The 26089-nt window shown below is 60.2% G+C and carries 27 protein-coding genes; 5 read left to right on the top strand and 22 right to left on the bottom strand.

Going from position 1 to position 26089, the window contains the following annotated elements; genetic code table 11:
- Positions 1-433 precede the first annotated feature (433 nt).
- Positions 434-2098, top strand: coding sequence for an electron transfer flavoprotein-ubiquinone oxidoreductase (locus CRX69_RS11390; protein WP_076383842.1), 1665 nt, complete (start codon positions 434-436; stop codon positions 2096-2098).
- Between the two features lie 183 nt (positions 2099-2281).
- Here CRX69_RS11390 and CRX69_RS11385 read toward each other — a convergent pair whose 3' ends face one another.
- Positions 2282-3172: an AraC family transcriptional regulator gene (locus CRX69_RS11385; protein ID WP_107322025.1), complete on the bottom strand. Its 891-nt coding sequence runs from the start codon at positions 3170-3172 to the stop codon at positions 2282-2284.
- Positions 3173-3351: 179 nt separating this feature from the next.
- On the opposite strand from CRX69_RS11385, the gene CRX69_RS11380 reads away from it, so the two are divergent.
- Entirely contained in the window at positions 3352-4404 is a 1053-nt protein-coding gene (locus CRX69_RS11380; protein WP_047228223.1) for an NAD(P)-dependent alcohol dehydrogenase, read from the top strand.
- Positions 4405-4410: 6 nt separating this feature from the next.
- On the opposite strand, the gene CRX69_RS11375 is transcribed toward CRX69_RS11380, so the two are convergent.
- The 5 genes from CRX69_RS11375 to CRX69_RS11355 all read right to left on the bottom strand — a co-directional run bounded on the left by CRX69_RS11375 (position 4411) and on the right by CRX69_RS11355 (position 9592).
- Positions 4411-5214, bottom strand: a complete 804-nt coding sequence (locus tag CRX69_RS11375; RefSeq protein ID WP_013693986.1) for an IclR family transcriptional regulator — start codon at positions 5212-5214, stop codon at positions 4411-4413.
- A 59-nt stretch (positions 5215-5273) separates the two neighbouring features.
- Positions 5274-6584, bottom strand: coding sequence for an MFS transporter (locus tag CRX69_RS11370; protein WP_047228222.1), 1311 nt, complete (start codon positions 6582-6584; stop codon positions 5274-5276).
- A gap of 188 nt (positions 6585-6772) precedes the next feature.
- On the bottom strand, positions 6773-7921 hold the full coding sequence (dgoD, locus tag CRX69_RS11365) for a galactonate dehydratase (RefSeq protein WP_047228221.1): 1149 nt from the start codon (positions 7919-7921) through the stop codon (positions 6773-6775).
- 49 nt (positions 7922-7970) lie between these two features.
- Positions 7971-8591 carry a 2-dehydro-3-deoxy-6-phosphogalactonate aldolase gene (locus CRX69_RS11360; protein ID WP_047228220.1) on the bottom strand — a complete coding sequence of 207 codons (621 nt, stop codon included), beginning with the start codon at positions 8589-8591 and terminating at the stop codon, positions 7971-7973.
- A 17-nt stretch (positions 8592-8608) separates the two neighbouring features.
- Positions 8609-9592 carry a 2-dehydro-3-deoxygalactonokinase gene (locus CRX69_RS11355; protein WP_076383839.1) on the bottom strand — a complete coding sequence of 328 codons (984 nt, stop codon included), beginning with the start codon at positions 9590-9592 and terminating at the stop codon, positions 8609-8611.
- Between the two features lie 187 nt (positions 9593-9779).
- Between CRX69_RS11355 and CRX69_RS11350 the strand changes: the two genes are divergently transcribed.
- Positions 9780-10412 carry a glutathione S-transferase family protein gene (locus CRX69_RS11350; protein ID WP_076383838.1) on the top strand — a complete coding sequence of 211 codons (633 nt, stop codon included), beginning with the start codon at positions 9780-9782 and terminating at the stop codon, positions 10410-10412.
- 5 nt (positions 10413-10417) lie between these two features.
- Here the strand turns inward: CRX69_RS11350 and CRX69_RS11345 are convergent, their stop codons facing one another.
- Positions 10418-10900, bottom strand: coding sequence for a GNAT family N-acetyltransferase (locus CRX69_RS11345; RefSeq protein ID WP_047228217.1), 483 nt, complete (start codon positions 10898-10900; stop codon positions 10418-10420).
- A gap of 179 nt (positions 10901-11079) precedes the next feature.
- Between CRX69_RS11345 and CRX69_RS11340 the strand changes: the two genes are divergently transcribed.
- Both CRX69_RS11340 and CRX69_RS11335 read left to right on the top strand, forming a co-directional pair.
- A complete protein-coding gene (locus tag CRX69_RS11340) occupies positions 11080-11421 on the top strand; it encodes a hypothetical protein (RefSeq protein WP_047228216.1) in 342 nt (113 codons plus the stop codon).
- 67 nt (positions 11422-11488) lie between these two features.
- Positions 11489-11869, top strand: coding sequence for a Rho termination factor N-terminal domain-containing protein (locus tag CRX69_RS11335; protein ID WP_107322024.1), 381 nt, complete (start codon positions 11489-11491; stop codon positions 11867-11869).
- A 178-nt stretch (positions 11870-12047) separates the two neighbouring features.
- Here the strand turns inward: CRX69_RS11335 and araH are convergent, their stop codons facing one another.
- The 15 genes from araH to mltG form a co-directional block, all read right to left on the bottom strand.
- Positions 12048-13016, bottom strand: coding sequence for an L-arabinose ABC transporter permease AraH (gene araH, locus CRX69_RS11330; protein ID WP_076383836.1), 969 nt, complete (start codon positions 13014-13016; stop codon positions 12048-12050).
- A 9-nt stretch (positions 13017-13025) separates the two neighbouring features.
- Positions 13026-14570 carry an L-arabinose ABC transporter ATP-binding protein AraG gene (gene araG, locus CRX69_RS11325; RefSeq protein ID WP_047228213.1) on the bottom strand — a complete coding sequence of 515 codons (1545 nt, stop codon included), beginning with the start codon at positions 14568-14570 and terminating at the stop codon, positions 13026-13028.
- A 75-nt stretch (positions 14571-14645) separates the two neighbouring features.
- The gene (locus CRX69_RS11320; protein ID WP_047228212.1) at positions 14646-15650 is read right to left on the bottom strand and encodes a substrate-binding domain-containing protein; all 1005 of its coding nucleotides are present in this window, start codon (positions 15648-15650) and stop codon (positions 14646-14648) included.
- Between the two features lie 175 nt (positions 15651-15825).
- Complete coding sequence (locus CRX69_RS11315) at positions 15826-16644, bottom strand: SDR family oxidoreductase (protein ID WP_047228211.1); 819 nt, start codon at positions 16642-16644, stop codon at positions 15826-15828.
- 226 nt (positions 16645-16870) lie between these two features.
- On the bottom strand, positions 16871-17746 hold the full coding sequence (locus tag CRX69_RS11310) for an SMP-30/gluconolactonase/LRE family protein (RefSeq protein WP_107322023.1): 876 nt from the start codon (positions 17744-17746) through the stop codon (positions 16871-16873).
- Positions 17743-18489 (bottom strand): FadR/GntR family transcriptional regulator, encoded by a 747-nt coding sequence (locus CRX69_RS11305; protein WP_047228209.1) that lies wholly within the window; start codon positions 18487-18489, stop codon positions 17743-17745. The genes CRX69_RS11310 and CRX69_RS11305 overlap by 4 nt, the downstream gene beginning before the upstream one ends.
- A gap of 168 nt (positions 18490-18657) precedes the next feature.
- Entirely contained in the window at positions 18658-19218 is a 561-nt protein-coding gene (locus CRX69_RS11300) for a DUF1285 domain-containing protein (RefSeq protein ID WP_047228208.1), read from the bottom strand.
- A 16-nt stretch (positions 19219-19234) separates the two neighbouring features.
- Positions 19235-19840, bottom strand: a complete 606-nt coding sequence (locus tag CRX69_RS11295) for a DUF4823 domain-containing protein (protein WP_047228207.1) — start codon at positions 19838-19840, stop codon at positions 19235-19237.
- Positions 19841-20025: 185 nt separating this feature from the next.
- Positions 20026-20994: a GTP 3',8-cyclase MoaA gene (locus CRX69_RS11290; RefSeq protein WP_107322022.1), complete on the bottom strand. Its 969-nt coding sequence runs from the start codon at positions 20992-20994 to the stop codon at positions 20026-20028.
- 138 nt (positions 20995-21132) lie between these two features.
- Positions 21133-21771 (bottom strand): TetR/AcrR family transcriptional regulator, encoded by a 639-nt coding sequence (locus tag CRX69_RS11285; protein ID WP_003204240.1) that lies wholly within the window; start codon positions 21769-21771, stop codon positions 21133-21135.
- A 384-nt stretch (positions 21772-22155) separates the two neighbouring features.
- Positions 22156-22950, bottom strand: coding sequence for a TatD family hydrolase (locus CRX69_RS11280; protein ID WP_047228205.1), 795 nt, complete (start codon positions 22948-22950; stop codon positions 22156-22158).
- 11 nt (positions 22951-22961) lie between these two features.
- Positions 22962-23318: a PilZ domain-containing protein gene (locus CRX69_RS11275; RefSeq protein WP_047228204.1), complete on the bottom strand. Its 357-nt coding sequence runs from the start codon at positions 23316-23318 to the stop codon at positions 22962-22964.
- A 42-nt stretch (positions 23319-23360) separates the two neighbouring features.
- Positions 23361-24347 carry a DNA polymerase III subunit delta' gene (locus CRX69_RS11270; RefSeq protein ID WP_107322021.1) on the bottom strand — a complete coding sequence of 329 codons (987 nt, stop codon included), beginning with the start codon at positions 24345-24347 and terminating at the stop codon, positions 23361-23363.
- The gene (gene tmk / locus CRX69_RS11265; RefSeq protein WP_107322020.1) at positions 24340-24972 is read right to left on the bottom strand and encodes a dTMP kinase; all 633 of its coding nucleotides are present in this window, start codon (positions 24970-24972) and stop codon (positions 24340-24342) included. Before tmk ends, CRX69_RS11270 begins: the two co-directional genes overlap by 8 nt.
- Before the next feature lie 19 nt (positions 24973-24991).
- Complete coding sequence (gene mltG, locus CRX69_RS11260) at positions 24992-26086, bottom strand: endolytic transglycosylase MltG (protein ID WP_076383833.1); 1095 nt, start codon at positions 26084-26086, stop codon at positions 24992-24994.
- Between the last annotated feature and the right edge of the window lie 3 nt (positions 26087-26089).

The following is a 26089-nucleotide window of genomic DNA, read 5'->3' as shown; positions in this document are numbered from 1 at the left end:
GCTCACGGGAGTGAAGACCGTTCGTCAGTGATGACCGACGAGTCATTCATTATCGTGGCGTGTAAACTGCGCGTCCGAACCACGCAATACGTCACTTTGTGCTGCCTTCGCCCTGTCTTTAGAGGTGCTCTTGGAACCAACAGTCAGCCTACGGCGAGCGCAAAACCGCCCGTATCTTGACCGGAACGCCCATTCCGGTCAATACGGCAAAATGGTCAGTCATAAGCCGTACGTCAGTGATTTATCTGGCCTGCGGCTATTTCAAACAAACGTTTGTATTGGACCCTGAGAGTGGTGTAGATATAATGCGCCGCTTAAGAGAGAACCGCGGGTCATTCATTGCCGCTTTCGTCGATTTCGCGAAGCAGATCGTGGATGCAACGCCAAACCTCCAATTAGAAAAAACTGTTGAGCCTTGAGTAGGAGATAGCCTGTGGAACGCGAATACATGGAATTCGACGTGGTCATCGTCGGTGCCGGCCCCGCTGGCCTGTCTGCCGCTTGCCGACTGAAACAGAAGGCCGCCGAAGCCGGTAAGGAAATCAGCGTCTGCGTGGTCGAAAAAGGCTCCGAAGTCGGTGCGCACATTCTCTCCGGTGCGGTATTCGAACCCCGCGCCCTGAACGAATTGTTCCCGGACTGGAAAGAACTCGGCGCACCGTTGAACACGCCCGTCGTGCGCGATGACATTTTTGTCCTGAGAAACGCCGAGACCGCGAGCAAAATCCCTGACTTCTTTGTGCCCAAGACCATGCACAACGAAGGCAACTATATTATTTCCCTGGGCAACCTGTGCCGCTGGCTGGCCCAGCAGGCCGAGAACCTGGGCGTGGAAATCTACCCGGGCTTCGCCGCCCAGGAAGCGCTGTTCGACGAGAACGGCGTCGTACGCGGGATCATTACCGGCGACCTCGGTGTCGACCGTGAAGGCAAGCCGAAAGAAGGCCTCTACACCCCTGGTATGGAACTGCGTGGCAAATACACGCTGTTCGCCGAAGGCTGCCGTGGTCATATCGGCAAGCAACTGATCAAGCGCTTCAACCTGGACAGCGACGCCGACGCCCAGCACTACGGCATCGGCCTGAAGGAAATCTGGGAAATCGACCCGGCCAAGCATCAACCGGGCCTGGTGGTGCACACCGCCGGCTGGCCGCTGGACATCATGGGCACCGAAAATACCGGGGGCTCTTTCCTTTATCACCTGGAAAACAACCAGGTGGTCGTCGGCCTGATCGTCGATCTGTCCTACAGCAACACTTTCCTGTCGCCGTTCGACGAGTTCCAGCGCCTCAAGCATCACCCGGTGCTCAAGCAGTACCTGGAAGGCGGCAAGCGCGTCAGCTACGGTGCGCGTGCCATCTGCAAGGGCGGCCTGAATTCGCTGCCGAAAATGGTCTTCAAGGGCGGCGCGCTGATCGGTTGCGACCTCGGCACCCTGAACTTCGCCAAGATCAAAGGCAGCCACACCGCCATGAAGTCCGGCATGCTCGCCGCCGAAGCGGTGGCCGATCGCCTGTTCGCCGAATCCGAAGGCGGCGATGAACTGACCGCCTACGTCGACAGTTTCAAGAACAGCTGGCTGTACGAAGAGCTGTTCGCCAGTCGTAACTTCGGCCCAGCGATTCACAAGTACGGCGCTATCATCGGCGGCGGCTTCAACTGGCTCGACCAGAACATCTTCGCCGGCAAGATGCCGTTCACCCTGCATGACACCAAACCGGACTACGCCTGCCTGAAACTGGCGGCTGACTGCAAGAAGATCGACTACCCGAAACCGGACGGCAAGATCAGCTTCGACAAACTCAGCTCGGTGTTCATCTCCGGTACCAACCATGAAGAAGAACAGCCCTGCCACCTGAAGCTGACCGATCCGAGCATCCCGATCAGCAAGAACCTGCCGCTGTATGACGAACCGGCCCAACGCTATTGCCCGGCCGGGGTGTACGAAGTGGTGACCCAGGAAGACGGCGAGAAGCGCTTCCAGATCAACGCCCAGAACTGCGTTCACTGCAAGACCTGCGACATCAAGGACCCTGCACAGAACATCACCTGGGTTTCGCCGGAAGGCGCCGGCGGGCCGACTTACCCGAATATGTAAGCCGATTCGCTGAACATCAAGGCTCCCGACATGGGGGCCTTTTTGTTGCCTGCGATTCTGTCAACCATACCGAACCCATGTGGGAGCGAGCCTGCTCGCGATAGCGGCGCGTCAGTCGACATTCATCTTGAATGACAAGGCGCTATCGCGAGCAGGCTCGCTCCCACAAGGAATCCTGAGTGATCAAGCGACGCGCTCTTCCCCGGGACTGCGCTCGAAGTAACGCTTGTACTCCCGGCTGAACTGCGACGAACTCTGATACCCCACCTGGTGCGCAACCTGGGCCACGCCCATGCCCTCGATCAGCAGCAACCGCTGAGCCTTGAGCAGACGCAGTCGTTTGAGGTACTGCACCGGCGACAACAGCGTGCTGCGTTTGAAATGTTCATGGAAGGTCGAAGCACTCATGTTCGCGCAGCTGGCCAGCGTCTCGACGTTCAACGGCTCGGTGAAATGCGCGTGCAGATGGCTCAGGGCAGCGGCAATCCGGGCAAACTGTCCTTGCTGCTCCACCAGCGCGCGCAGCACGTCGGCCTGGGGCCCGCGCAAGGCGACAAACAGCAGCTCCCGCAGCCGCGCCTGCCCCATGACCTGGCATTCCAACGGATCGTGCAGGCAGTGCAACAAGCGCTCGACACATCCACGCATGGCGTCATCGAGCACCGCACACGTCATCGACTCCGGGGTCTGCGGCGCAAGGCTGCGCCCCGGCACCAGTCCCATGGCCAGCACCAGCTCCCCCAGTATCGCCCGATCGATTGCCACGGAAACCCCCAGCAACGGAGCATTGGGCATGGCGTAGGTTTCGCATTCGAACGGCACCGGCAGCGCCTGGATCAAATAATGCCCCGCACCGTACTCCAGCGTGCGTGGCCCCAGGAACGCCAGTTTGCTGCCCTGGACAATGATCACCAGACTCGGCTCGTAGAGCTGTGGACCACGGGCAACGTCCTGGCTGGCCCTGAGCACCTGTACGCCCGGCAACTGCGTGGGCAAGAATCCGTCGCGGGTCGCCAGGGGTTCAATCAGCGAGACCAAAGGGGCATTGGCATCAAGATGACGGGTCAACAACATGGGAAAAACTTCACGAAAAAAGGGATGAAAGCATCATCGCAGGTCTAATGCTTCGTAGGATCAAACCATAGTCAATGTCGGAGGAATAGGCACGACACGCGTAGGAATCGCCATCGCCGCGAAGCGACATGACTCCCACAATGGTCCACCTCACCGTTCACTGCTTAGCGAGGTCCATTATGTACACTGCTATCGGATATGCCGCCCAATCGGCCACCACTCCCCTCGCCCCAATGAAGTTCGAACGCCGCAGCCCGCGAGCCGACGATGTGGCGATCGACATTCTCTACTGTGGCGTATGCCATTCCGACATCCACCAGGCCCGCAATGAATGGGGCATTGCCGTTTATCCGTTGATGCCCGGCCATGAGATCGTCGGAAAAGTCACCGCCGTTGGTGCGAATGTCACCCGCTATAAGATTGGCGACCTGGTGGGCGTTGGCTGCATGGTCGACTCCTGCCGCGAGTGCGAAGCCTGTCGCGCTGACCTGGAACAATACTGCTACCAAGGCATGACGCAGACCTACGCCAGCCCGGACCGTATCAGCGGCGGCCACACCATGGGCGGGTACTCCAACAGCATCGTGGTCAGCGAACACTTTGTGCTGCGCATCCCGGAAACCCTCGACCCGGCCGGCGCCGCACCGATTCTCTGCGCTGGCATCACCACCTACTCGCCCCTCAAGCACTATGGCGTGAAAGCCGGTGACAAGGTCGGCGTGCTGGGCATGGGCGGCCTCGGCCACATGGGCATCAAGTTCGCCAAGGCCATGGGCGCGGAAGTGACGCTGTTCACCCGCTCGGCGAGCAAGGCTGAGGAAGCCCGACGCCAGGGCGCCGACCACGTGATCGTGTCTACCGACGCAGAACAGATGGCTGCTGCCGCCGGACATTTCAACTTCCTGCTGGACACCATTCCGGTGCAGCACGACCTCAATCCCTACCTCGACACCTTGCGTTTCGACGGCGTGCATATCCTGGTGGGTCTGGTCGAGCCGATCGATCCGCCGGTACACGCGGCCAAACTGATCATGGGCCGTCGGGTCCTGGCCGGCTCGCTGATCGGCGGTGTTGCCGAAACCCAGGAAGTGCTGGATTTCTGCGCCGAACACAACATCAGCTGCGACATTGAAATGCTCGACATCCGCCAGATCAACGAGGCCTACAGCCGCATGATCGCAGGCGACGTGAAGTACCGCTTCGTCATCGACATGGCGACGCTCAAAGCCTGACGTTCGTCAGACCTTCGCGCCTAGTTCCGCCGACAGCCGGGCTGTGACCCCTTTGACCAGGGGAATCAGCTCGGCCATTTTTTCCAGCGGCATATACGGTACGGTGCTGGCGATGCTGATACCGGCGACGATGCGCTTGCCGGCGTCGCGGATCGGCGCCGCCACGCAACGAATCGACGGCTCGTTGTCTTCCAGATCGAAGGCATAACCACCCGCTACATACTCCACCATCCGCTGCTGGAACTGCTCCCAGGATTGCTCCTGATGCTGGGGCCAGAACTGATTCTTCCCTCCCGCCGGCAAGCTGATTTCATACAGCCTTTTCCATTGTTCCTGAGAATCATCGAGCATCAGCGCCTTACCGATCCCGGTACGCGCCAGCGGCATGCGATGGCCCACGCGCGAACGCATTTCCGGGCCATTGCGCCCTGGATTTTTCAGCAGGTACAACACCTCGTCGCCCTCGCGAATCGCCAGGTGAACAGTGTCACCGGTGAGCGCCGACAACTCGTCCAGGTACGGCCCCGCCAGGCTCACCAGCGGCAACTCTTCCCGGGCCTGAAAACCCAGCTCGATCAGCTTCGGCCCCAACAGATAACCCACTTGCGGCACCACCCGCAGGTAGCGCTCATCCACCAGGCAACTGGCCAAACGATGGGTGGTGCTGCGAGTGGTGCCGATCAACCGGGCGATTTCCTTCAGGTCACGGGCGCCGCTGGCGACCGCCTGGACCACACCCAGACCACGCAGCAGTGTCTGGGTGCCTGTGGGCGCCGCGTCCTTGGTGATTTTTGGATCGTCTTGCTGCATATCCGGCCTTCAACAGTGAGCGGGGAACGGGCGGCATTATGGTCGCCCGCCCCGTCGGACTACAACTCGATGCGCTCGACCTTCCCTACCAGCAGGATGTAGGACAGCGCGCCAATCAACGCCAGCACGGCGATATAGGTGATGGCTGGGGCAAACGAATCGCCGCTGGCGAGGAAACCGATGACGATGGGCGTGGCGATGGCCGCCAGGTTACCGATGAAATTGAACACCCCGCCCGTCAAGCCAAGCAACCGCGCGGGCGCCAGGGTCGAGACCAGCGACCAGGTGATCGACGCCAGGCCATTGCCGAAAAACGCCAGGGCCAGGAAAGCGATCACCAGCGGTGTCGACTCAACGAAGTTGGCGCCGATGATCGCCGTAGAGATCAGCAGCCCGCCGATGATCGGCAGTTTGCGGGCGAACCCCACCGTGGAACCGCGACGGATCAACCAGTCGGAGAAGAACCCGGAACACAACACACCGACAAACGCGGCGAGGAACGGCAATGACGCCAACAGGCCGGACTTGATGAAGTCCATGCCGCGATATTTCACCAGGTAGGTCGGGAACCAGGTCAGAAAAAACCACAGTGTGGAATTCAGGCAGAACTGGCCCAGGTAAATGCCCCACAGCTTGCGCTGGGTCAGGACGATACCCAGGTCCGCCCAACTGAACTTGGCCTTGGCCTTGGCTGTATCGGCCTGGATATCCACCAACCCGCCGCCTTCGCGGATCAGTTCGATCTCGGCGGCGTTGACCCCTTTGAAATCCCGCGGTTCGCGATACACCGCGTACCAGATCACCGCCCAGATGATGCCCACCGCGCCCGTGGCGACAAATACCATGTGCCAACCGAAGGCGTGTTGCAGCCACGCCAATACCGGCGTCAGGAAGGCCAGCCCGACGAACTGCCCCGAGGTGTAGAAACCAATGGCCGTGGCCCGTTCGCGCTCAGGAAACCAGGTGGTCACCACGCGGCTATTGATCGGGTAGGCCGGTGCCTCCAGGGCGCCAACCGCCATGCGCAGGACGAACAACGCGATGAAGCTGGCGGCAAAACCGAGCATCACCGTGGCCACCGACCACAGCAATAGTGCAACGCTATACAGAATACGCGGGGGCACCCGATCCACCAGCCAGCCGCCGGGGATCTGCATGGCGGCGTAGGTCCAGCCGAACGCCGAGAAAATCAGCCCGACGTGGATCGGATCGATGCCCAGCTCACTGGTCAGCGCGGGGGCGGCGATCGAAAGGTTGCTGCGGTCCAGGTAGTTGATCACCACGGTGATGAACAGCAGGACCATGATGAAAAAACGCTTGCGGCTGGGCGTCACCAACGACGCTTGCGCGCTCAGGGTGTGCGCTTGCATGTGAGGTGCCTCTTTTTATGTTTATTGAGGAATCGGGGACGTTGAGCGGATCTCCCAGCAGGGGAGATCAAATGTGGGAGCGAGCCTGCTCGCGATGACGGTGTGTCAGTTGACTCATGTGCAGCGGACAAATCGCCATCGCGAGCAGGCTCGCTCCCACAAGGGGATCGGGTGAAATCAGAACCCACTCACCACTCAGCAAAACTGCCATCGGCATGCCGCCAGATCGGGTTGCGCCAGCGGTGGCCGATGGCGGCGCGTTCGATGACGTACTCCTCATTGATCTCGATGCCCAGGCCTGGACCGTTAGGGATTTTCACGAAACCCTTGTCATAGTCGAACACCCGCGGATCCTTGATGTAATCCAGCAGGTCGTTGCTCTCGTTGTAATGGATGCCCAGGCTCTGCTCCTGGATGAACGCGTTGTAGCAGACCGCATCCAGTTGCAGGCACGCCGCCAGGGCGATCGGGCCCAGCGGGCAGTGCAGTGCCAGCGCCACGTCGTAGGCCTCGGCCATGTTGGCGATCTTGCGGGTTTCGGTGATGCCACCGGCGTGGGACGCATCCGGCTGGATGATGTCCACGTAACCTTCGCTGAGCACCCGTTTGAAATCCCAGCGCGAGAACAACCGCTCGCCCAGGGCAATCGGGGTGCTGGTCAGCGGCGCCAATTCCTTCAGGGCTTCGTAGTTCTCACTGAGCACCGGTTCTTCGATGAACATCAGCTTGTACGGATCGAGCTCCTTCATCAGCACCTTGGCCATCGGCTTGTGCACCCGACCGTGGAAGTCCACGCCAATGCCGACGTTCGGCCCGACTGCATCCCGTACCGCCGCGACATTGGCCAGGGCCAGGTCGACCTTTTCAAAGGTGTCGAGAAACTGCAGTTCTTCGGTGCCGTTCATCTTCACCGCCGTGAAACCCCGCGCCACGGCTTCTTTCGCCGCTCGGGCGGTGTCCGCCGGGCGGTCGCCGCCGATCCACGAATACACGCGGATCTTGTCGCGTACCTGCCCGCCAAGCAAATCGCTGACTGACACGCCCAGGGCCTTGCCCTTGATGTCCCACAACGCCTGGTCGATACCGGCCAGGGCGCTCATATGAATCGCCCCGCCGCGGTAGAAGCCGCCGCGATACAGCACGGTCCAGATGTCTTCGATGTTGCGTGGGTCTTTGCCGATCAGGTAGTCGGACAATTCCTCAACGGCGGCCGCCACCGTGTGGGCGCGGCCTTCAACCACGGGTTCGCCCCAACCAGTGACGCCTTCGTCGGTTTCGACCTTGAGGAAGCACCAGCGCGGCGGAACGATAAACGTGGTCAGTTTGGTGATTTTCATCTTGTTGTCTCTCTTATCAGATGCAGCGCGCGGGGCGCTGGAAAAGTCGTCAGTTCAAGGCATTCCACGCGGCCACGTAGGCCTTGGCGCGCACCGCCACTTCGTCAGCCGTCAGGCCCGGCTTGAACAACCCGGAACCCAGGCCGAACCCCTTGACGCCGGCCTCGACGAACACCGCCATGTTGTCCGGGGTAATCCCGCCCACCGGCACCAGCACGGTTCCGGCCGGCAATACCGCGAGCCACGCCTTGACCACCGCCGGCCCCATTTGCTCGGCAGGAAACATCTTCAACACATGGGCACCTTCGGCCAGTGCAGCAAAGGCTTCGGTGGGCGTGGCGACGCCGGGCGAGAGGTACAAGCCCGCGGCTTTCGCCGCCCGCAACACCTTAGGATCGCTATGGGGCATAACGATGACTTGACCGCCGGCGGCTTTCACTTGCTCGACCTGTTCCGGCGTGAGCACCGTGCCGGCCCCGATCAGGCAATCGGCGGGTAAGGTACTGCGCAGGATGCGGATACTTTCGTACGGCTCGGGAGAATTGAGCGGTACTTCGATGACGCGAAATCCGGCGCCATAAAGGACTTCGCCGATAGCGGCGGCCTCCTCCGGACGCAGACCGCGCAAAATTGCGATCAGCCCGTTGTGCGCCAGTGCTTGTGTGAGCATGTCAGACCTCCAGTCGTTTAACGCGATGCGGTGGAATCGAGCAGCCCGGCCGCCACGGCCAGTTGCCACAAACCACGTTCGGTGGCCTGTTCGGCCAGGGACACCCGGGCAAAACCGCAGGCATCGAGGGCCCGTTGATAACGGACGCAGAGTTGAGAATTGCCGATCAACACCACCGTCGGCAGATGAATGGTGTCGCGCCGTCGGCGTTGCACGGTAGCCAGGGCCGTCAGCTCATGACCGATCAGGAGGCCGGAAAGGTAATCCGCCTGGGCGCTGCCACTGAGTTCGCCAGTCAAGCCCAGACTGCGGGCACTGAACACGGTGGACAACGGGCCGATCTGGCCGTCCACCGACAACGCCACCTGCACGCCGCGATCAAAAGCCAGGCTATCGAACGCCGTGCCACGTTGCTGGGTGCGGCCCAGAATGCTGTGGTCACTGAGCACGGCGAAGATCTCGCCGGTCATGAACGTATCGAAATGCACGATGCAACCGTTGGCCACTTCCACCCATTTCGAATGGCTGCCGGGCAAGCCGATCAGTACCGCTTCATCCGGCAGGCTGTGCAAGGCGCCAAGCACTTGGGTTTCTTCGCCGCGCATGACATTGGGTAACCGCGAACGCTGGATCACCCCCGGCACGATGTGCACATCGACACCGCGAAGACTACGAATGATTTGTAGGGAATGTCCGAGATTGGCGACGTTGGCGGGTGTGTCGCAGTAAGGCGCTTCGCGCCAGCCCTGGGCGCTGCCGACCATGCCGCAGGCGATCACGGGCAGGCCTGGCTGGGCGTCGAGCCAATCGCCGCACGCCTCGTCGAAGGCCAGTTCAAAACCGTCGATGCACACCTGACCGGCCACCGTTCGCGGCCCGGAGGGCAACTGCATGATCCCCGACGACAGCGAACGCTGTTCGAGCACCTCGCCCCCGGCGGCGAGTTTGTAAGCCCGTAATGAGGTGGTCCCCCAATCGAGCGCAATCAATTGCGCCTGCATCCGTTTCACCTGTTTTGTTTTTTGGCAGTGAGTGCACGGACTATAAACCTGGGCGCAACAAAATCTCAATATATAAATATCACTCCCATATATTGGGATTAAATACATCGACGACAAAGCCAATCGCCATTCGCCCAAGACCCTGCTACGTTTCTGATCGGACGCCAAACAACTCAGGGAAAAAGGGATGGGACAACAGTTGAAAATCCTCGGCCGCACTTCTTCGATCAACGTCAGAAAAGTGTTGTGGACCTGTCAGGAGCTGGAGATCGCCTACGAGCGCGAAGACTGGGGCATCGGCTTTGCCTCGACCCATGACCCCGAGTTTCTGGCGCTCAACCCCAACGCCCAAGTGCCGGTGATCATTGATGAAAACGGTGTGCTGTGGGAGTCCAACACCATTTGTCGCTACCTTGTGGGCAAGCATGGAGGCAACGATCTACTGCCCGTCGAACCGGCCGCGCGCGCCCGAATCGAACAGTGGATGGACTGGCAAGCGACCGAACTCAACCCGTCATGGGGCTATGCGTTTCATGCATTGGTGCGCAAGAACCCGGAGTTTCAGGACCCACAACGCATCGCCGCCGGGGTCAAAGGCTGGAACGAAAAGATGGGGTTGCTGGAGGATCAGTTGAGCCGCACTGGCGCCTACGTGGCCGGTGCGGATTTTTCCCTCGCGGATGTGCTCATCGGTCTGTCGGTGCATCGCTGGCGCCAGACGCCCATGGAACGCCCGGACTACCCGGCCGTGGCCGCATATTGCAAACGACTCGAACCACGACCGGGGTTTGCCGAGTGGGCATCCGACGCCCACTCATGAAGTGCTCAATTGCCGTTAGCGAAATCCCGTAGCACCTTGCCGTCCATCCGGTAGCGCACCCACTCTTCCTGGGGTTGCGCGCCGAGGGACTTGTAGAACTCGATCGCCGGCGTGTTCCAGTCCAGCACGCTCCACTCGAAGCGGCCGCAGTCGTTGTCGCAGGCAATTTTCGCCAGGTGACGCAGCAGCGTCTTCCCTGCCCCGCCGCCGCGCTGGTCAGGCGTGATGTACAGGTCTTCGAGGTACAGGCAGTTGCTGCCCAGCCACGTGGAATAACTGAAGAAAAACACCGCATAACCGATGGGCACGCCATCACGCAGACAGATCAGTCCATGGGCAGTGGAGCCCTCGCTGAACAGGCTGCGCTGAATGTCCGTCACGCTGGCGATGACTTCGTGGCGGGCCTTTTCGTAATCGGCAAGTTCAGTGATGAAGGCAAGGATTTGAGGCGCATCGCTGGGTTGCGCAGGACGAATCTGGATCGACATGAACGGGCCTTGTAGCCAATTGAAAGCGCCATACTAAGCCGCCACGCTGCGCTCGTCACACCTCGAAGACAAATTTTGAGTGACGGTCCCTACGGCACCATTCGTCGCCTGTCAGGCACAAACCCGGATTCAGGACAGCCCAAAATCAGGCAAGCATTCTAAAAAATGGAGGCGACACCATGATCTCATCAAGGCTGACTGCATTCACATTCGCCACGCTGCTGTCTTCGGCGGCTTTCGCAGCCACCACCGACGGCACCGGTCCGACCGATCCGGTACAGGCGCCCAATTCCCCCGCAACCGAAGGCATGCCCAAGCTGAACACCGATGGCACCGGTGGCGGCCTGAACAATGGTCAGCCTCCCGCCAACGGCACCGATCCGCGGGTGCAGGGCAATGATGCGGGTCGTCAGGGCGGCATGAATACGCCGGACTCCAATACCCCCGATAACGCCGAAACCGGCACGGGCTCGAAAACCACCACCGGCGGGTCGGGTTCCGAGGGCGGCGCCAGCCAGTAACCCCCCAGGGAGCGAGCGACGCGCTCCTGGCGGGTGGCTCTGCTCACACACTTGAGGAGAGATTCCCATGCCTCGTGGAAGCAAAGACAAATACACAGCCGAGCAAAAGCGCAAAGCCGAACACATTGAAGCAAGTTACGAGAAAAAGGGTTTGTCCGAGGACAAGGCCGAGGCTCGTGCTTGGGCGACGGTCAACAAGCAGTCTGGCGGTGGCGAACGCTCCGGTGGGTCGGGGAAGACAAAACCGGCAGCAGAAAAGAAAACCGACCGCAAGGAATCGGCCCGTCGCGCAGCCAAGACCCGCGAAGGTCAGCCGCGCACCAGCAAGGCCTCCCGCGCGACCCAGACTGTGGATAACCTGATGAAAGAGGCCCGGGCGAAGAACATTCCCGGACGTTCGAAGATGCGTAAGCAGGAATTGGTTGAAGCGCTGCGCAAGGTCGGTTGATCGCGGGCGTCAGGAATGACGCCATCGCGAGCGGGCTCGCTCCCACAGGGTTCTGCGCTGTGCCGGAGTTCGGAACCTCCCACAGGGGGATCTGCGCCGTGCTCGGGTTCGGAATCCGGCACAAATCCTGTGGGAGCGAGCCTGCTCGCGATTGGGTCCAGCCCGGTCGGGGCAGGTTTCAGCGTTGTTTCATTCGGTCGATCACCACCGCCAGCAACAGGATCGAGCCACGGATGACGTACTGGTAGAAGGTGTCGATGTTCTTCAGGTTCATCGCGTTTTCAATAATCGCCAGAATCAGCACCCCGGCGATGACATGGCGAATCATGCCGATACCGCCGCTCAACGACACCCCGCCCAACACGCAAGCCGAGATCACGGTCAGTTCAAAGCCCTGGCCGATCATCGGTTGGCCCGAGGTCATGCGTGAGGCCAGGATCACACCCGCCAAGGCACCGATCACACCATGCACGGCGAAGATGATGATCTTGGTCCGATCAACGTTCACCCCTGCCAACAACGCCGCCTCCTGGTTGCCACCAATGGCCATGGTGTTGCGCCCGTAGGTGGTGTAGTTCAACAACCAGCCGAAAAACAGAAAGCAGACAATGGTGATCAGGATCGGCACCGGCACGCCGAACATCTGGCCGTTACCGAACACGAAGAACGATTCCTGGGACACGCCCACCGCCTTGCCATTGGCAAAGATGTAGGCCAGGCCCCGGACGATCTGCATGGTCGCCAGCGTCGTGATCAACGCATTGACCCGTAGCTTGGCAATGACGATGCCATTGATCAGCCCGACGATCAGCCCCATCACCAGCGCCGCACTGACGCCGAGGAACACGCTGTTGGTGTCACGCATCACCACCGCCGCGACCACACCGGCACAGGCAATCACCGAGCCCACCGACAAGTCGAAGTGCCCGGAAGCCAGGCAATACAACATGGTGCAGGCCGCGATGCCCGTGGTGGAAATCGCCAGGCCCAGGCCTCGCATGTTCAGGGGGGACAGGAAGTTGTCGATCATCAGGGTGCAGAGCACAAAGATTGCGACAGCCGCCAGCAGCATGACCCAGTCGTCCAGGAAGCGCCGCAGATCCAGGGGTTTGCGTGCCGTTGGCAGTGCATTGTTTTGAATGGTCATGTTTACCTCTCAGTTCGCCGCGTCGGCAACGCGCTGGCGTGGCAGCGCCAGTTGCAGCAGGTTGGATTCGTTGGCCTGGTCACGCGGCAGCTCGCCGCGCATAACCCCTTCGCAGAGCACCAGGATTCGGTCGGATATGCCCATCACTTCCATCAGATCGCTGGACACCACAATCACCGCAATGCCATCGGCCGCCAGGTTGTGGATGATCTGATAAATCTCGGCCTTGGCGCCGATGTCGATACCGCGCGTGGGCTCGTCCAGCAACAGGACTTTCATCGGCATCGACAGCCAGCGACCGAGAATCGCTTTCTGCTGATTTCCGCCAGACAGGTACATGATTTTCTGACCCGCCGATGGCGTCTTCACTTTCAGCGCCTTGATCTGCTTGTCGGCGTTACCCCGTTCCCAGTCGCCCCGCAACAGGCACCCCAGGGTGGAATGGGCGCCGCGAGCGCTGATGTTGATGTTCTCGCCGACGCTGCCCAACGGGATGATGCCTTCCTTCTTGCGATCCTCCGGGCAGAGCAACACGCCCGCGGCAATGGCATCCCGGGGTGAACGCAGTTTCAACTGCTGGTCATGCAGAACCAGGCGCCCGTCAGTTTGGCGTTCCAGCCCACTGAGCAACCGCAGCAACTCGGTACGGCCGGCACCCACCAGCCCAAACAAGCCGAGGATTTCACCTTTATGCACCTGGAAACTCACCGGCTCACGCAGGCCCGGGCCGAGCAGCCCCTCGACCTGCAACGCCACATCGCCGCGCTCGCGGGGACGGTAATCGTAGATGTCCTGGATGTCGCGACCGACCATGCAGGTGACCAACTGATCGTGGGTCAGCTCGCTCATGTTCTCGAAGGTATGCACATAACGGCCGTCCTTGAACACCGTGACCGCGTTACAGATGCGGAACACCTCTTCCATGCGGTGGCTGACATACAGCACCACTTTGCCCTCGTCCCGCAGGCGGGTGATGATCGCCATCAGGCGGTCGATTTCCCGCGCCGAGAGGCTGCTGGTGGGTTCATCGAAGGCAATGACATGGGCGCCACGGGACAAGGCCTTGGCGATTTCCACCAGTTGGCGCTGGCCGAGGGACAGGCGACCGACTTTTTCCTGGGGGTCGATTTCGTCGGCCAGGCCTTTGAGCAACGCCAACGCCTGCTGGCGCAATTGCCCACGATTGACCAGGCCGAAACGGGCCGGCAAATGCCCCAGGAACAGATTTTCGGCAACGGTCATTTCCGGCACCAGGTGCAGCTCCTGGTGGATCACCGCCACGCCGCTGGCAATGCTGTCGGCGGTACCTTTGAAAGCCATCGTCTGCTCGCCGATCTGCAGGTCGCCGCTGCTGGGGATGTAGGCACCGCCGAGGATCTTCAGCAACGTGGACTTGCCCGCGCCGTTCTCGCCCATCAAAGCATGGACCTGTCCCGGATGAGCAACGAAACTGATATTGGCCAGCGCCTGCACGCCGGGAAAGGATTTACCAATCCCGTTGAACCGCAAGCTGCCGCCCATGTTGTGTTGCTGTGTCGCTGTTTGCGCTTGCATAACCACCTCGAACTCACAGAGATCAAGCGACCCCGGCACTCGTCAGGCCAGGGCCGCTTTTGAATCAACCGACCATCAGTTCCACAGGCCGATCTTCTCCAGTTCTTGCTTGAAGTTCTCCCGAGTGATCAGCGTCACCTCGTCCATGGCGGTGTACTTKGGTGGCTCTTTGCCGGTGGTGATCCACTCGTACATCATTTCGGCGGTCTTGTAGCCTTCGATGTGCGGGCTTGGCAGCATCGAACCGAAGAAACCGCTGTTGGGTTTTTTCAGTTCGCCGATGGCGTCGGTGCCGTTGATGCCGATCCCGATCACATTGGCCGCGTTGAACCCGGCGCTTTCGGTGGCGCGCACGCCGCCCAGCACTGTGTTGTCGTTCATGCCGCCGATGATCAGGTTTTTCGCCCCGCTGGGCAGTTTCACCAGGGCCGAGTTGGTGGCGTCCATGCTGCCCGGCACGTCGAGGGTTTTCAGCGCGGTATAAAGGATGTGATCGTCTGGAAAGCCGGCCTTCTTCAGGGCGTCGACCGAACCGTCGGTACGTTTCTTGCCCGTATCCAGCTCGTTGTAGGTGTTGATCACGGCATAGGTGTCTTTCCAGTCCCAACCGCGCTTTTTCGCCTCAGCGGCCATCGCGTCGCCTTGCTTCTGGCCCACTTCGAACGCGGCCATGCCCAGGTACGGCACGTCTTCCATGAACTTGCCATCGGAGCCGACGAAACGGTCATCCACAGCAATCACTTTCATGTCATTGAGTTTGGCCTTGGCCACGATGGCCGGGCCGAGAGCCACGTCCGGTGGGCAGATCACGAAGCCCTTGGCGCCATTAGCGGCGAGGCTGTCGATGGCCGAGAGGGTCTTCTCGCCGTCGGGCACGGCGATCTTGATCACCGTGAAGCCCCGGTCCTTACCAGCCTTTTCGGCGAACGCCCATTCGGTCTGGAACCAGGGTTCTTCGGCCTGCTTGACCAGAAAACCGATCTTCACTTCTTCGGCCGCCAGCAAGGTGCTGCTGAGGCTGACGGCAGTAACCGCCAGGGCGGCACGGCACAGGGAACGGATCCCACGACGATGATTCATAGCTGTCTCCTTGTTTTTTTTATTGAAAGCCAAAACGTCCAGGGCCCTGCTCCAACATCAGTGGAAATGCGCAGGCTGGGCGGTCAAACATGTTGCTGTACAGCATAGGTCCAAATAGTCATATCGTATGATGATTGGATTACAGGCGAAGTTTCCGACTGAAATCCCGAAATATTCAGTCGTGGTACATGACCGAACGTCCGCCATCGATGGTGATGCACGAGGCGTTGATGAAAGGTGCTTCATCGCTGGCCAGGAACACCGCCGTCATTGCCACTTCGATCGGCTGGCCGATTCGGCGTGGCGGGTGCAGATCCAGCGCACGCTGGCGTTCGGCATGTGGATCGGCGAAGCCGTTCCAGTAGTCGATATTCAATTGGGTTTCGATGTAACCCGGCGCAATGGCATTCACCCGCACACCTTTGGGCGCGTATTCGATACCCAATGCGCGGGTCAGGCCGAGCAGTCCGTGCTTGGCCACCGGGTAAGGGAAACAGCCGGGAATGATGTGGGATGAATGAGTCGAGGCGATATTGATGATGCTGCCCCCGCCCTGCTCAAGCATCTGCGGCAACACAGCCTTGCAACCGTACCAGGCGCCATCCAGGTCGATGGCGAAACAACGCCGCCAATCTTGCTCGGTCATTTCCAGCGGGTCACGAAATACGTTCACGCCCGCGCAGTTCACCAGAACGTCGATGCGACCGTGCAGCTCGACGGCACGACGGGCCATGGCATGCAGGTCCTGCTGGTTGGATACATCGGCTTTGAGTGCCTGCACATCCGCCCCGCGTTCACGCCAGAGGGCTGCGACTGTCTCAACCTTCTCGGCCTGGATATCACTGATGACCAAGCGTGCCTGCTGCGAGGCGAACGCGGCGACGATCGCCTCGCCAATGCCTTGGGCAGCCCCGGTCAGCAGCACAACTTTGTTTTTCAGGCGTTCGCCTTTCGGGGGTTCGGGCATCGGTAACAAGGACAGGGTGTGGGCCATGACTCAAGACTCCTGTCCGCAAGCACGACAAAAACCGGACATCCAGAGATGACCGGTCGAAAGGCTTTTGGAATCGCGTACGCCGTCGGGCGGTACGGAGGAAGATCGTTGCATCACTTCACCTGTCTTGTTTTTTTAGTGTGAGTGCGTGTCGCTGATGGGACCGACTATAAACCCGCTCGCCAAATAATCTCAATATATATATTTACATCCCATATTTTGGGATTCAGCCCGCAAACCGCGTACAAGCCACACCGGGTACATCGACTCGCATCGACAACACCGCGCCGTCGAGTGGATGGTTAAGTGGGCTCGCCGCACTGGTGATGTACAGTGTCTTGAGGTCCTCACCACCAAACACACAGCTGGTGGGACGACTGACGGGCAGCTCGATCACCCGATCAACCTGACCTTGCGGGTTCAGTCGCAGCAGGCAGCTACCGTCCCAGCGAGCATTCCAGACATAGCCCCTGGCATCCATTGCCGAGCCGTCGGGGCCGCCACGCGGGTGAGGGCCAAACCAGACCTCGGCGGGGGCCAGGCTGCCGTCGGGATAAATGAAATGTCGGTAAAGCGTGCCGTCGAGACTTTCGCCGAAATACACCGTAGTGCCGTCAGGACTCCATAACAGAGTGTTGGGAATGCCCCGATCACGCAGCAGCGGCATGACCCGGCCATCGGCGCCAATGCGAAACAGGCCCCCGAATCGTCCTTCAATGGGCAGGTCTTCTGCGTTTTCGCCGATGTTGTTCTGCATGGTGCCGAGCCAGAGCTGGCCCAGGGCATCGCAACGGGCCTCGTTGGCGCGATTCCCTGGCCGGGGATCGGCCATGCACAGCAATTTCAGGTTCGGTTCCAGTCCCGGCGAATCCAGATCGAGTCGATAGACACCGCTGCTCAGGGTCACCAAGGCGTCGCCGCTTTGTGTCGGAATGAAAGCGGACACATGCTCGGGCATCTGCCAGATTTGCACATTCGCGCCGATCAGCCGCAGCGCCTGTTTACCAGCAATGTCGACCCAATACAGTGCTTGGGTCGGCTCGTCCCAGAAGGGGCCCTCTCCCAATATCGCCCGGTGTTCCGTCACAGCCGCCCACATCATTGAACACTCCTGTTTCCCGCTTGCCCGGCGATCTCTGTCCGCCCGGCCATGACGTTAGGGTAAAAACGCTTGATCGCCAGGTCAGCGTTATCGATCAAGGTCATGCAGGCCCAGACGCCCCGCGCCGCGTCACGGGCAGCGATGGCTTCGGCAATATCCTTGTGGATCGGCAACGTGCGGCGCAGCTCATCCGGGTCGGCGGCGGACACCTCGAACGACACCGCCAGCAGCGCGCCCAGGGCCGGGACCATTTGCTCAATAAATTGATTGTGGCTGGCAGCGAGGATGCACTCATGGAAGAACTGGTCGGCACGGTTGTAATCGGCCCCGCTGTCCACCGCCCGCTCCAGGGCATGGTAGGCCAGGCGGATCGCCTGCACCTGATCGGCCGTCGCGCGCTCACACGCCCAGCGCACCGCCATCGGTTCGATGGTACGCCGCAGGTCCAGCAGGTCATCGACGAAATTTTCCGGCAGCCCACTGCGCGACAGCCAACCGACCACCTGCGGGTCGAACAGATTCCAGCGACGCACCGGCAGCACCCGTGTCCCGACTTTCGGGCCGACTTCCAGCATGCCTTTGGCCACCAGGGTCTTGATCGCTTCGCGGATCACCGTGCGGCTGACGCCCAATTGCTGGCCGAGGTCGGCCTCAACCTTGATGGTCTGCCCAGGCTTGACCTGACCGGCGGCTATCCAGCCCCCCAGCCAATCGACGGTCGATGCGTGAAAACTGCTGGACATGAACACCCCGGGGCCACTTTCTATAGAGGCCCAAACTAATCATCATATGATTGGGTGTCAATTTGAATTTTACGGCTTCACCCGGGTGGGAGCGAGCCTGCTCGCGATAGCGGTGGATCAGTTAAGACAAGGTTGGCCATACTGCGAGCAGGCTCGCTCCCACAGGGATCAGGGTTCCAGGCCTATCGGGAAAAATACCCCACCACTCCATACCCCCAACCACCTCTGCCCGTCGATCTCGCGACTGACCGCCAGCTCCACCAACTGGTAGAACACATTGCGATGGATCAGCGCTTCGAGGTTGCTGCGTACGTGCACGTAGGGCGCGGGTTCCTGGGTTTGCGGATCGATCACCACCCGCATCGGATGTTCGCCGCCGGCCTCAGTGGTTTCCTCGACGTTGGTGGTGAAGCGCAGTCGCTGCTGCTCACCCTGCCCTTCAACCTCCAGGGTCACCGCCACAAACGGTGCATCGTCGACCTTGATGCCAACTTTTTCCACAGGAGTGATCAGGAAGTAATCATCGCCGTCGCGGCGGATGATAGTGGAGAACAGCTTGACCATCGGCTTGCGCCCGATTGGCGTACCCAGGTAATACCAGGTGCCATCACGGGCGATGCGCATGTCGATATCGCCGCAGAAGTCAGGATTCCACAAGTGGACTGGCGGCAAACCTTTGGTCTTGGGGATCTGCCCCAGCAGGTCATTGGCTTTTTGCGGTCCGCTCATGGTGACTCCTTGAATGTTACTGGTCGCTCACTCCCAACAGGCTGCGGGCATACTCGCGCAAAGGGGGAGCGATCAGGTCTTCTGGCTGTTTGTCGTGCAACGTCAGTAAACCGCCACGACTCTTGATGCGTGCAGTATCAATCAAATACTGGGTACTGGTCTCGATCAACATGATTTGAATGACGCTGGTGTCGACACCCAAACGGTCCACGGCCTCTTCATCCAGCCATTCGTCGGTGTTGCCGATACGGTTGTCGGCCTTGGCGAACCGCGTATACAGCAAGTAGTGAGCACCGGCGGCTCGGGCTTCGCCCATGGCTTGGTCCAGGCCCTCGGGAACCCGGGCACGACGCACCATGGGGAAATACTCGATGAAACCGTTGAAGGCCTCTTCGGCGACGACATTGGGCCGCGGGTAGGCACTGCCGGGAGGCGCGAAGGCACCCTGAGCAATGTAGATGAACGAATCCGGCTGGATGCGCAGGTTATTCACACGCCGGCTGTCGCTGTGGTCCAGCAAACCGGCGTCGCTCATGTGGTAGCGAACGCCCTCCCCCATGTCGCTGACATTCATGCAGCCACCGAGCGCCAAAACGGCCAGCAGCAAAACCAGGCTACGCATCCTACCCTCCAAAAACCGGTGACGGAAAACCGGCGAATGGCCATTGGATGCAGCTTTTGCGCCAGCTCATCGAAATGGGGGTGTCAGACACATCCAAGTGAAGGGGAAATTGCTATCGCGGGCAAGCCTTGCTCCCACAGGTACGGTGTTCACCTGGGAGCAAAGCTTGCCCGCGATAGCATTCGTCAACCGCCGATGATTTTCATGATGGTTGCGCCGCCAGAGAACGCCACTTCCTGCTTATCCCCCAACGCCTTGACCAGCAAGCGCTGCAGAGCCGGCAAGGCCTGATGACGGGGTTTGTCCAGCAGATCGCCGACAAAGTGTCGGTTACTCGACGACAGGCAGCCATGCAGCCAACCCGTGGAGGACAGCCGCAACCGTGAGCAGGTACGACAGAACGGCACGCTTTCGTTAGCGATCACGCCAAAATGCCCTAGGCCCGGAATTTCATAGCGCACTGCGGTGGCATCCACTGGAGCGTCGGCTTGCAGGTACTCGTACTGGTCGCCGATCAGGCTCAGCAACTGCTGAAGGCTGACGAATTGCTGCAGGAACGCATTGGAGTCGCTGGCCAGGTGCCCCATGCGCATCAGCTCGATGAAGCGCAGCTCATAGCCGCGCTCCAGGCAGTACTCGAGCAGTGGCATCACCTGATCCAGGTTCTGCCCGCGCAACGGCACCATGTTGACCTTGATCTTCATTCCCGCAGCACGGGCCTGATCCATCCCGTCGAGCACGGTTGCCAGATCGCCACCGCGGGCGATACTGCGAAACGCCCCTGGGTCCAGGGTATCGAGGGAAACGTTGATGCGGCGAATGCCGGCATCTACCAGCAAAGGCAGCTTTTTGGCCAGTAACTGACCATTGGTGGTCAGGCTGATGTCCTCCAGGCCCATCTGCCCCACCGCCATCATGAAGCTTTCAAGCTTGGGGCTGACCAGCGGCTCGCCGCCGGTGATGCGCAGCCGCTCGATACCGGCAGCTTCGATCAGGTAGGCCACACCGCGCGCCATGGCCTCGGCCGACAGTTCATCCTGCGCAGCCACCAGCCGCTTGCCGTTGGGCACGCAGTAGGTACAGGCGTAATTGCAGGCTGAAGTCAGGCTGATTCGCAAATTGCGGAAACGCCTGCCTTGACGGTCAACGATCATGGATCACTCCGGCGAAAGAAGAATCGGACTTACGAAACTTGACCCAGAACTCAAGTTTTCGCAAGGCCCAAGCCTGAGTATATTCCTGGGACACTGCGCCATGTAAGCGGACATGGCGCAATCAGGCAGCTGAATGACTTAGCTGCTCGGAACGTCGGTGTCACGCTTGCGCTTGTTGCCCATGCGAACGCCTATGTCCATCAGGAACTGGAAGAAGCCTTCCTGGTCTTCCAGCACGTTGCTCCAGAACGGCGAGTGATACAGCGCCACCGCACCGTGCACCAACGCCCAGGCGGCGCAGTAGTGGAAATAGGGCGGCACGTCTTCGAGCTTACCTTCACTGATCCGGCCTTTGATCAGCAGGGTCAGGCGCTCGAAGTTCGAGGCGCGGATCTTGTGCAGTTCCTCGACCATCTCCGGCACTTGGTTACCCTTGACCACCTTCTCTTCCAGGCGGTCGAACAAGCGATAACGCTGCGGATCGCGCATGCGGAATTCGAAGTAGGCCCGGGACAGGGCCTCCTTGTCCTTGTCCACATCGGCCGAATGCAGCAGCTCATTCAAATCGCGCTCGTAATCAAGCATCAGGCGCAGGTAGATCTCCGCCTTGGATTTGAAATGTTTATAAATCGTGCCTTTGCCGATACCCACGGCATCCGCAATCATCTCGACGGTGACGCTGTCTTCACCCTGGTCGAGGAACAACTTGAGCGCGGTGTCGAGAATTTCCTGCTCGCGGCGACGAAACTCACGGACCTTACGGGGTTCTTTGTGCATAAGAAAAAGGTCTGAAGGGTCAAAATTCGAAGCCGAGTATTATGCCTAACTTACGCAAAAATGCACGGATCATCCGTTCCCAACCACAGTTCTTCACAAAACCGTGCAGCTCCAGCTTCCTGTCATTCGCTTCGCCGCACCGTAACGACTGGCTTTGACGGCAGTGAGAACTTATCCGAAGCGAGCGTATTCCAAATTTGTTTAAAAACCAGCCCGGCTAAACTGGACGCGTCAGCATACTGATCAATACTTGAACTGTCGGCGCGACATCTCCCCCAAGTGACGCGCCGGTAAAGGTACCAACGGACCGCGTGCCTTTGTTTTACTCCTAATGGTCTTAACCCGGATTCACCCCCCAGAACCCGGGTTTTTTTTGCCTGAAACTCAGGCAGACACCGCGCGGACATGGGCCAGCGGAAACAGCCGCTTGAAGTTCTCCGTAGTCTGCTCGGCAAATCGCTCGTAGGACTCGCCCCGCAACATCGCCAGGAACTCCGCCACTTCCCGCACGTATTGCGGAAGGTTCGGCTTGCCACGATACGGAATCGGCGCAAGGTACGGTGAGTCGGTTTCCACCAACAGGCGATCTGCCGGCACTTTGCTGGCCACATCCCGCAGCGCGTCGGCATTGCGAAACGTGACAATGCCGGACAAGGAAATGTAATAGCCCATGTCCAGCGCGGTCTTGGCCATGTCCCAGTCTTCGGTGAAACAATGCAGCACCCCCGCCTGGGGCAACGCGGCGTCACGCAACAAGGCCAGGGTATCGGCCCGGGCGCCGCGGGTGTGGATGATCACCGGTTTGCCAGTCTGTTGCGCAGCCTCCAGATGCAGCCGGAACGAAGCCTGCTGGACCTCGGCGGCTTGTGGTTCGTAGTGATAGTCCAGGCCGGTTTCGCCAATGGCGACCACCCGTGGATGGTCGAGCTCGCGCAACAGCCAATCCAGGGCAGGCGTAGCGTCGGGCTGGACGTCCAGAGGATGGATGCCGACTGAACAATCGACATCTGCATAGCGTTCGGCCAGGGCTTTGACGTCGGCGGCATTGTCGGCGCTGACGCCGATGCACAGGAAGTGACCCACACCACGCTGGCGGGCGGCATCCAGTGCAGCATCCAGGGAGCCGTCGTGGGCGGCGAGGTCGAGACGATCAAGGTGACAATGGGAATCTACAAGCATAAAGGGCCGGGCTACATCGTATGGGTGGGACGGTCGGATTTCAGGGTTCCGGCCAGGTGTGTTTCGATCTGATTACGGGCTGAGTGGTCGCCGTCGTTGAACTGCACACCGACACCGGCAGCCCGGTTACCCTGGGCGCCTTTGGGCGTCATCCAGATCACCTTGCCGGCAACCGGAATCTTCTCCGCTTCGTCCATCAGGCTCAAGAGCATGAACACCTCATCGCCCAAGCGATAATTCTTGTTGGTGGGGATGAACAGGCCGCCGTTCTTGATGAAGGGCATGTAGGCGGCGTAGAGCACCGACTTGTCCTTGATGGTCAGGGACAGGATGCCGTTGCGTGGCCCGGGACTGACAGGTTCGTTCATGCTGATCTCCGCTGCGATTGAGCTGAGTTTAGGCAGTGTCTGTCAGTTTCGGCCAGGCAAACTCGCCCATTGCACCAACAGCGCCTCGAGCAACAGCACCCGATTGAGGTTCGCCTTGCTCAGCACCTTCTGACGTTGGGCAAGAATCCAGTCCTGAATGTTCAAGATTTTATCCTGGCTGCTTTTTTGCGCCAGGTACTGAATCACCTTGCGCATGTCCGCCAGTCCCAGCCCGGTTTCGTCCTCGGTGAGCTGGTAGCGCAGGATCAGACTCGACCAGTCACAGAACCAGTCGAACAGCAGAAGCAGCGGGATGGAGTTCCAGCCTTCAGCCAGTTGCGTGGGAGACTGTTGCTGTTTGAGCAGCTTCTTCACCCCATCCACCACCAGCGCCCGTTGTTCACGCACACCCTGGGCCTGAAGGCTGACGGCCGCCAACGGCGAGCCGGCGGCAAGGGTCAGCAACTCGACGCGTTCTTCGTCGCTGCTGTCAGGCAAGGCCTCGGCCAACCACTTCAAGCTCATCGCCTCACTGGGCAACGGACAGGCCTGCTGTACGCAACGGCTTTTGATGGTTGCCAGCAAGCGGCTCGGCTGGTGACTGACCAGCAATAGCACGGTATCGCCGGAAGGCTCTTCAAGGCTCTTGAGCAAGGCGTTGGCGGCATTGATGTTCATCGATTCCACCGGCTCGATCAGCACCACCTTGCGCCCGCCCATCTGCGAGGTCTGGACCACGAAGCTGACCAGATCCCGGACCTGGTCGACCTTGATCGCCTTGTCCGCCTCCTCCGGTTCCAACACGTAATTGTCAGGATGACTGCCGGCCTTGAGCAACAGGCAGGACTTGCACTCACCGCACGCGTTCGAGATACCCGGGCGCTGGCAAAGCAGGCTAGCCATCAGACGCTCGGCCAACGCCCGCTTACCGATACCGACCGGGCCGTGCAGCAGATAGGCATGGGCATGCTGTGCCCTTCCGGCCAGTTGCTGCCAGAGTCCGTCCTGCCAGGGATAGGCTTCAGCCACGGGCACGCTCCAACAAACACGGCAACAAACCGTCCAGCGCCTGCTGGACTTGCGCCAACGGCTGAGCGGCATCAATCAACAGATAACGCGCCGGATCGGCCTTGGCCCGACTCAAAAAGGCATTGCGCACCGCGTTGAAGAACGCCTGGCCTTCCAATTCGAAACGATCCAGCCGGCCCCGGGCGCTGGCGCGGGCCAGGCCGATTTCCACCGGTAGATCGAACACCAGGGTCAGGTCCGGCCGCAGGTCACCCTGGACGAAGGTTTCCAGCGCGGCGATGCGCTCCAGGGACAAGCCCCTTCCACCGCCCTGATAGGCATAGGTCGAATCGGTAAAACGATCGCAGAGCACCACCGCGCCACGGGCCAGCGCCGGGCGAATCACTTCGGCCAAGTGTTGTGCCCGGGCGGCGAACACCAGCAACAGCTCGGTGTCAGGGTTCATGACTTCTTCGATCGGCGCCAGCAGCACCTCGCGAATCCGCTCGGCCAGCGGTGTACCTCCGGGCTCGCGGGTCAACACCACCTCAATGCCGGCGGCTCGCAGGCGTTCGGCCAGGTATTCGCGGTTGGTGCTCTTGCCGGCGCCTTCAGGGCCTTCCAGCGTTATAAACAAGCCAGTCACGGGCGATCCTTAAACAAAGTCATTGCGAGCGCGGCGGCTCGCTGGCATTCGGTTCGTCGATAGGCTCCTCATCCGGCACAGTCGGGGCCGGACTGGAGCGATAATCGGCTCGGCGCTTGAGCTGATATTCGCGCACGGCGTTATTGTGCGCATCCAGGTCATCGGAGAACACGTGGCTACCATCACCACGGGCGACGAAGTAAAGGCTGTTGCCGGCAACTGGGTTCAACGCGGCGTGAATCGCCTCGCGCCCCACCATCGCAATCGGTGTCGGCGGCAGGCCAGGAATCAGATAGGTGTTGTAGGGGTTTTCTTCCCGCAAGTGAGCACGGGTGAGTTTGCCGTTGTAGCGCTCGCCCAGCCCGTAGATCACGGTAGGGTCGGTTTGCAACAGCATGCCCAGGCGCATACGGCGCACGAACACACCGGCGATCTGCCCACGCTCCTCAGGCACGCCGGTTTCCTTTTCCACCAGGGATGCCATGATCAGCGCCTGATAGGGCTGGGAGTAAGGTAAATCGGCGGCGCGTTGCGCCCACTCTTTGGCAAGCACGTCTTCGAGCCGGTCGTAGGCAATTTTCAGCAGGTCAGCGTCCGATGTGCCACGCACGAAACGATAGGTGTCCGGGAAGAACCGTCCCTCGGGGAATATCCCGGAATGACCCAGGCGGTCCATCACTTCGCTGTCACTCAGACCGGCCAGGGTCTGCTGGAGTTTTTCATCCTTGGCCAGCGCCGCACGAACCTGGCGAAAATTCCACCCCTCCACCAGGGTGACGCTGTACTGCACCACTTCCCCGCGCTTCCAGACCTCGATCAGGCTTTCCATTGTCATTCCCGGCACCATCCGGTACTCACCGGAATGCAACGGTTGACCGGCCAGATTGAAGCGCCAATAGACGCGCAACCAGAAAGCGTCCTTGATCAGGCCGTCCGCTTCGAGGCGCTTGAGGGTTCCGGTGGGGGTGGTCCCGTTGGGGACGTCCAGCAGTTCTTCCTGGGTGATGTTCAGCGGTTGTTGCAACGCCGAATGAATTTTCCAGGCGCAAGTGCCCAACAGCAGCACCGCCAGAACCAGTCCGGTTTCCAGCAGAAGCAAGAATTTACGTCTCACGAA

The sequence above is a fragment of the Pseudomonas rhizophila genome (genome assembly GCF_003033885.1).
Lineage (GTDB): Bacteria > Pseudomonadota > Gammaproteobacteria > Pseudomonadales > Pseudomonadaceae > Aquipseudomonas > Aquipseudomonas rhizophila.
The sequence above is the reverse complement of the archived record's forward strand: the minus strand, read 5'-3'. Positions and strand labels throughout refer to the sequence as shown.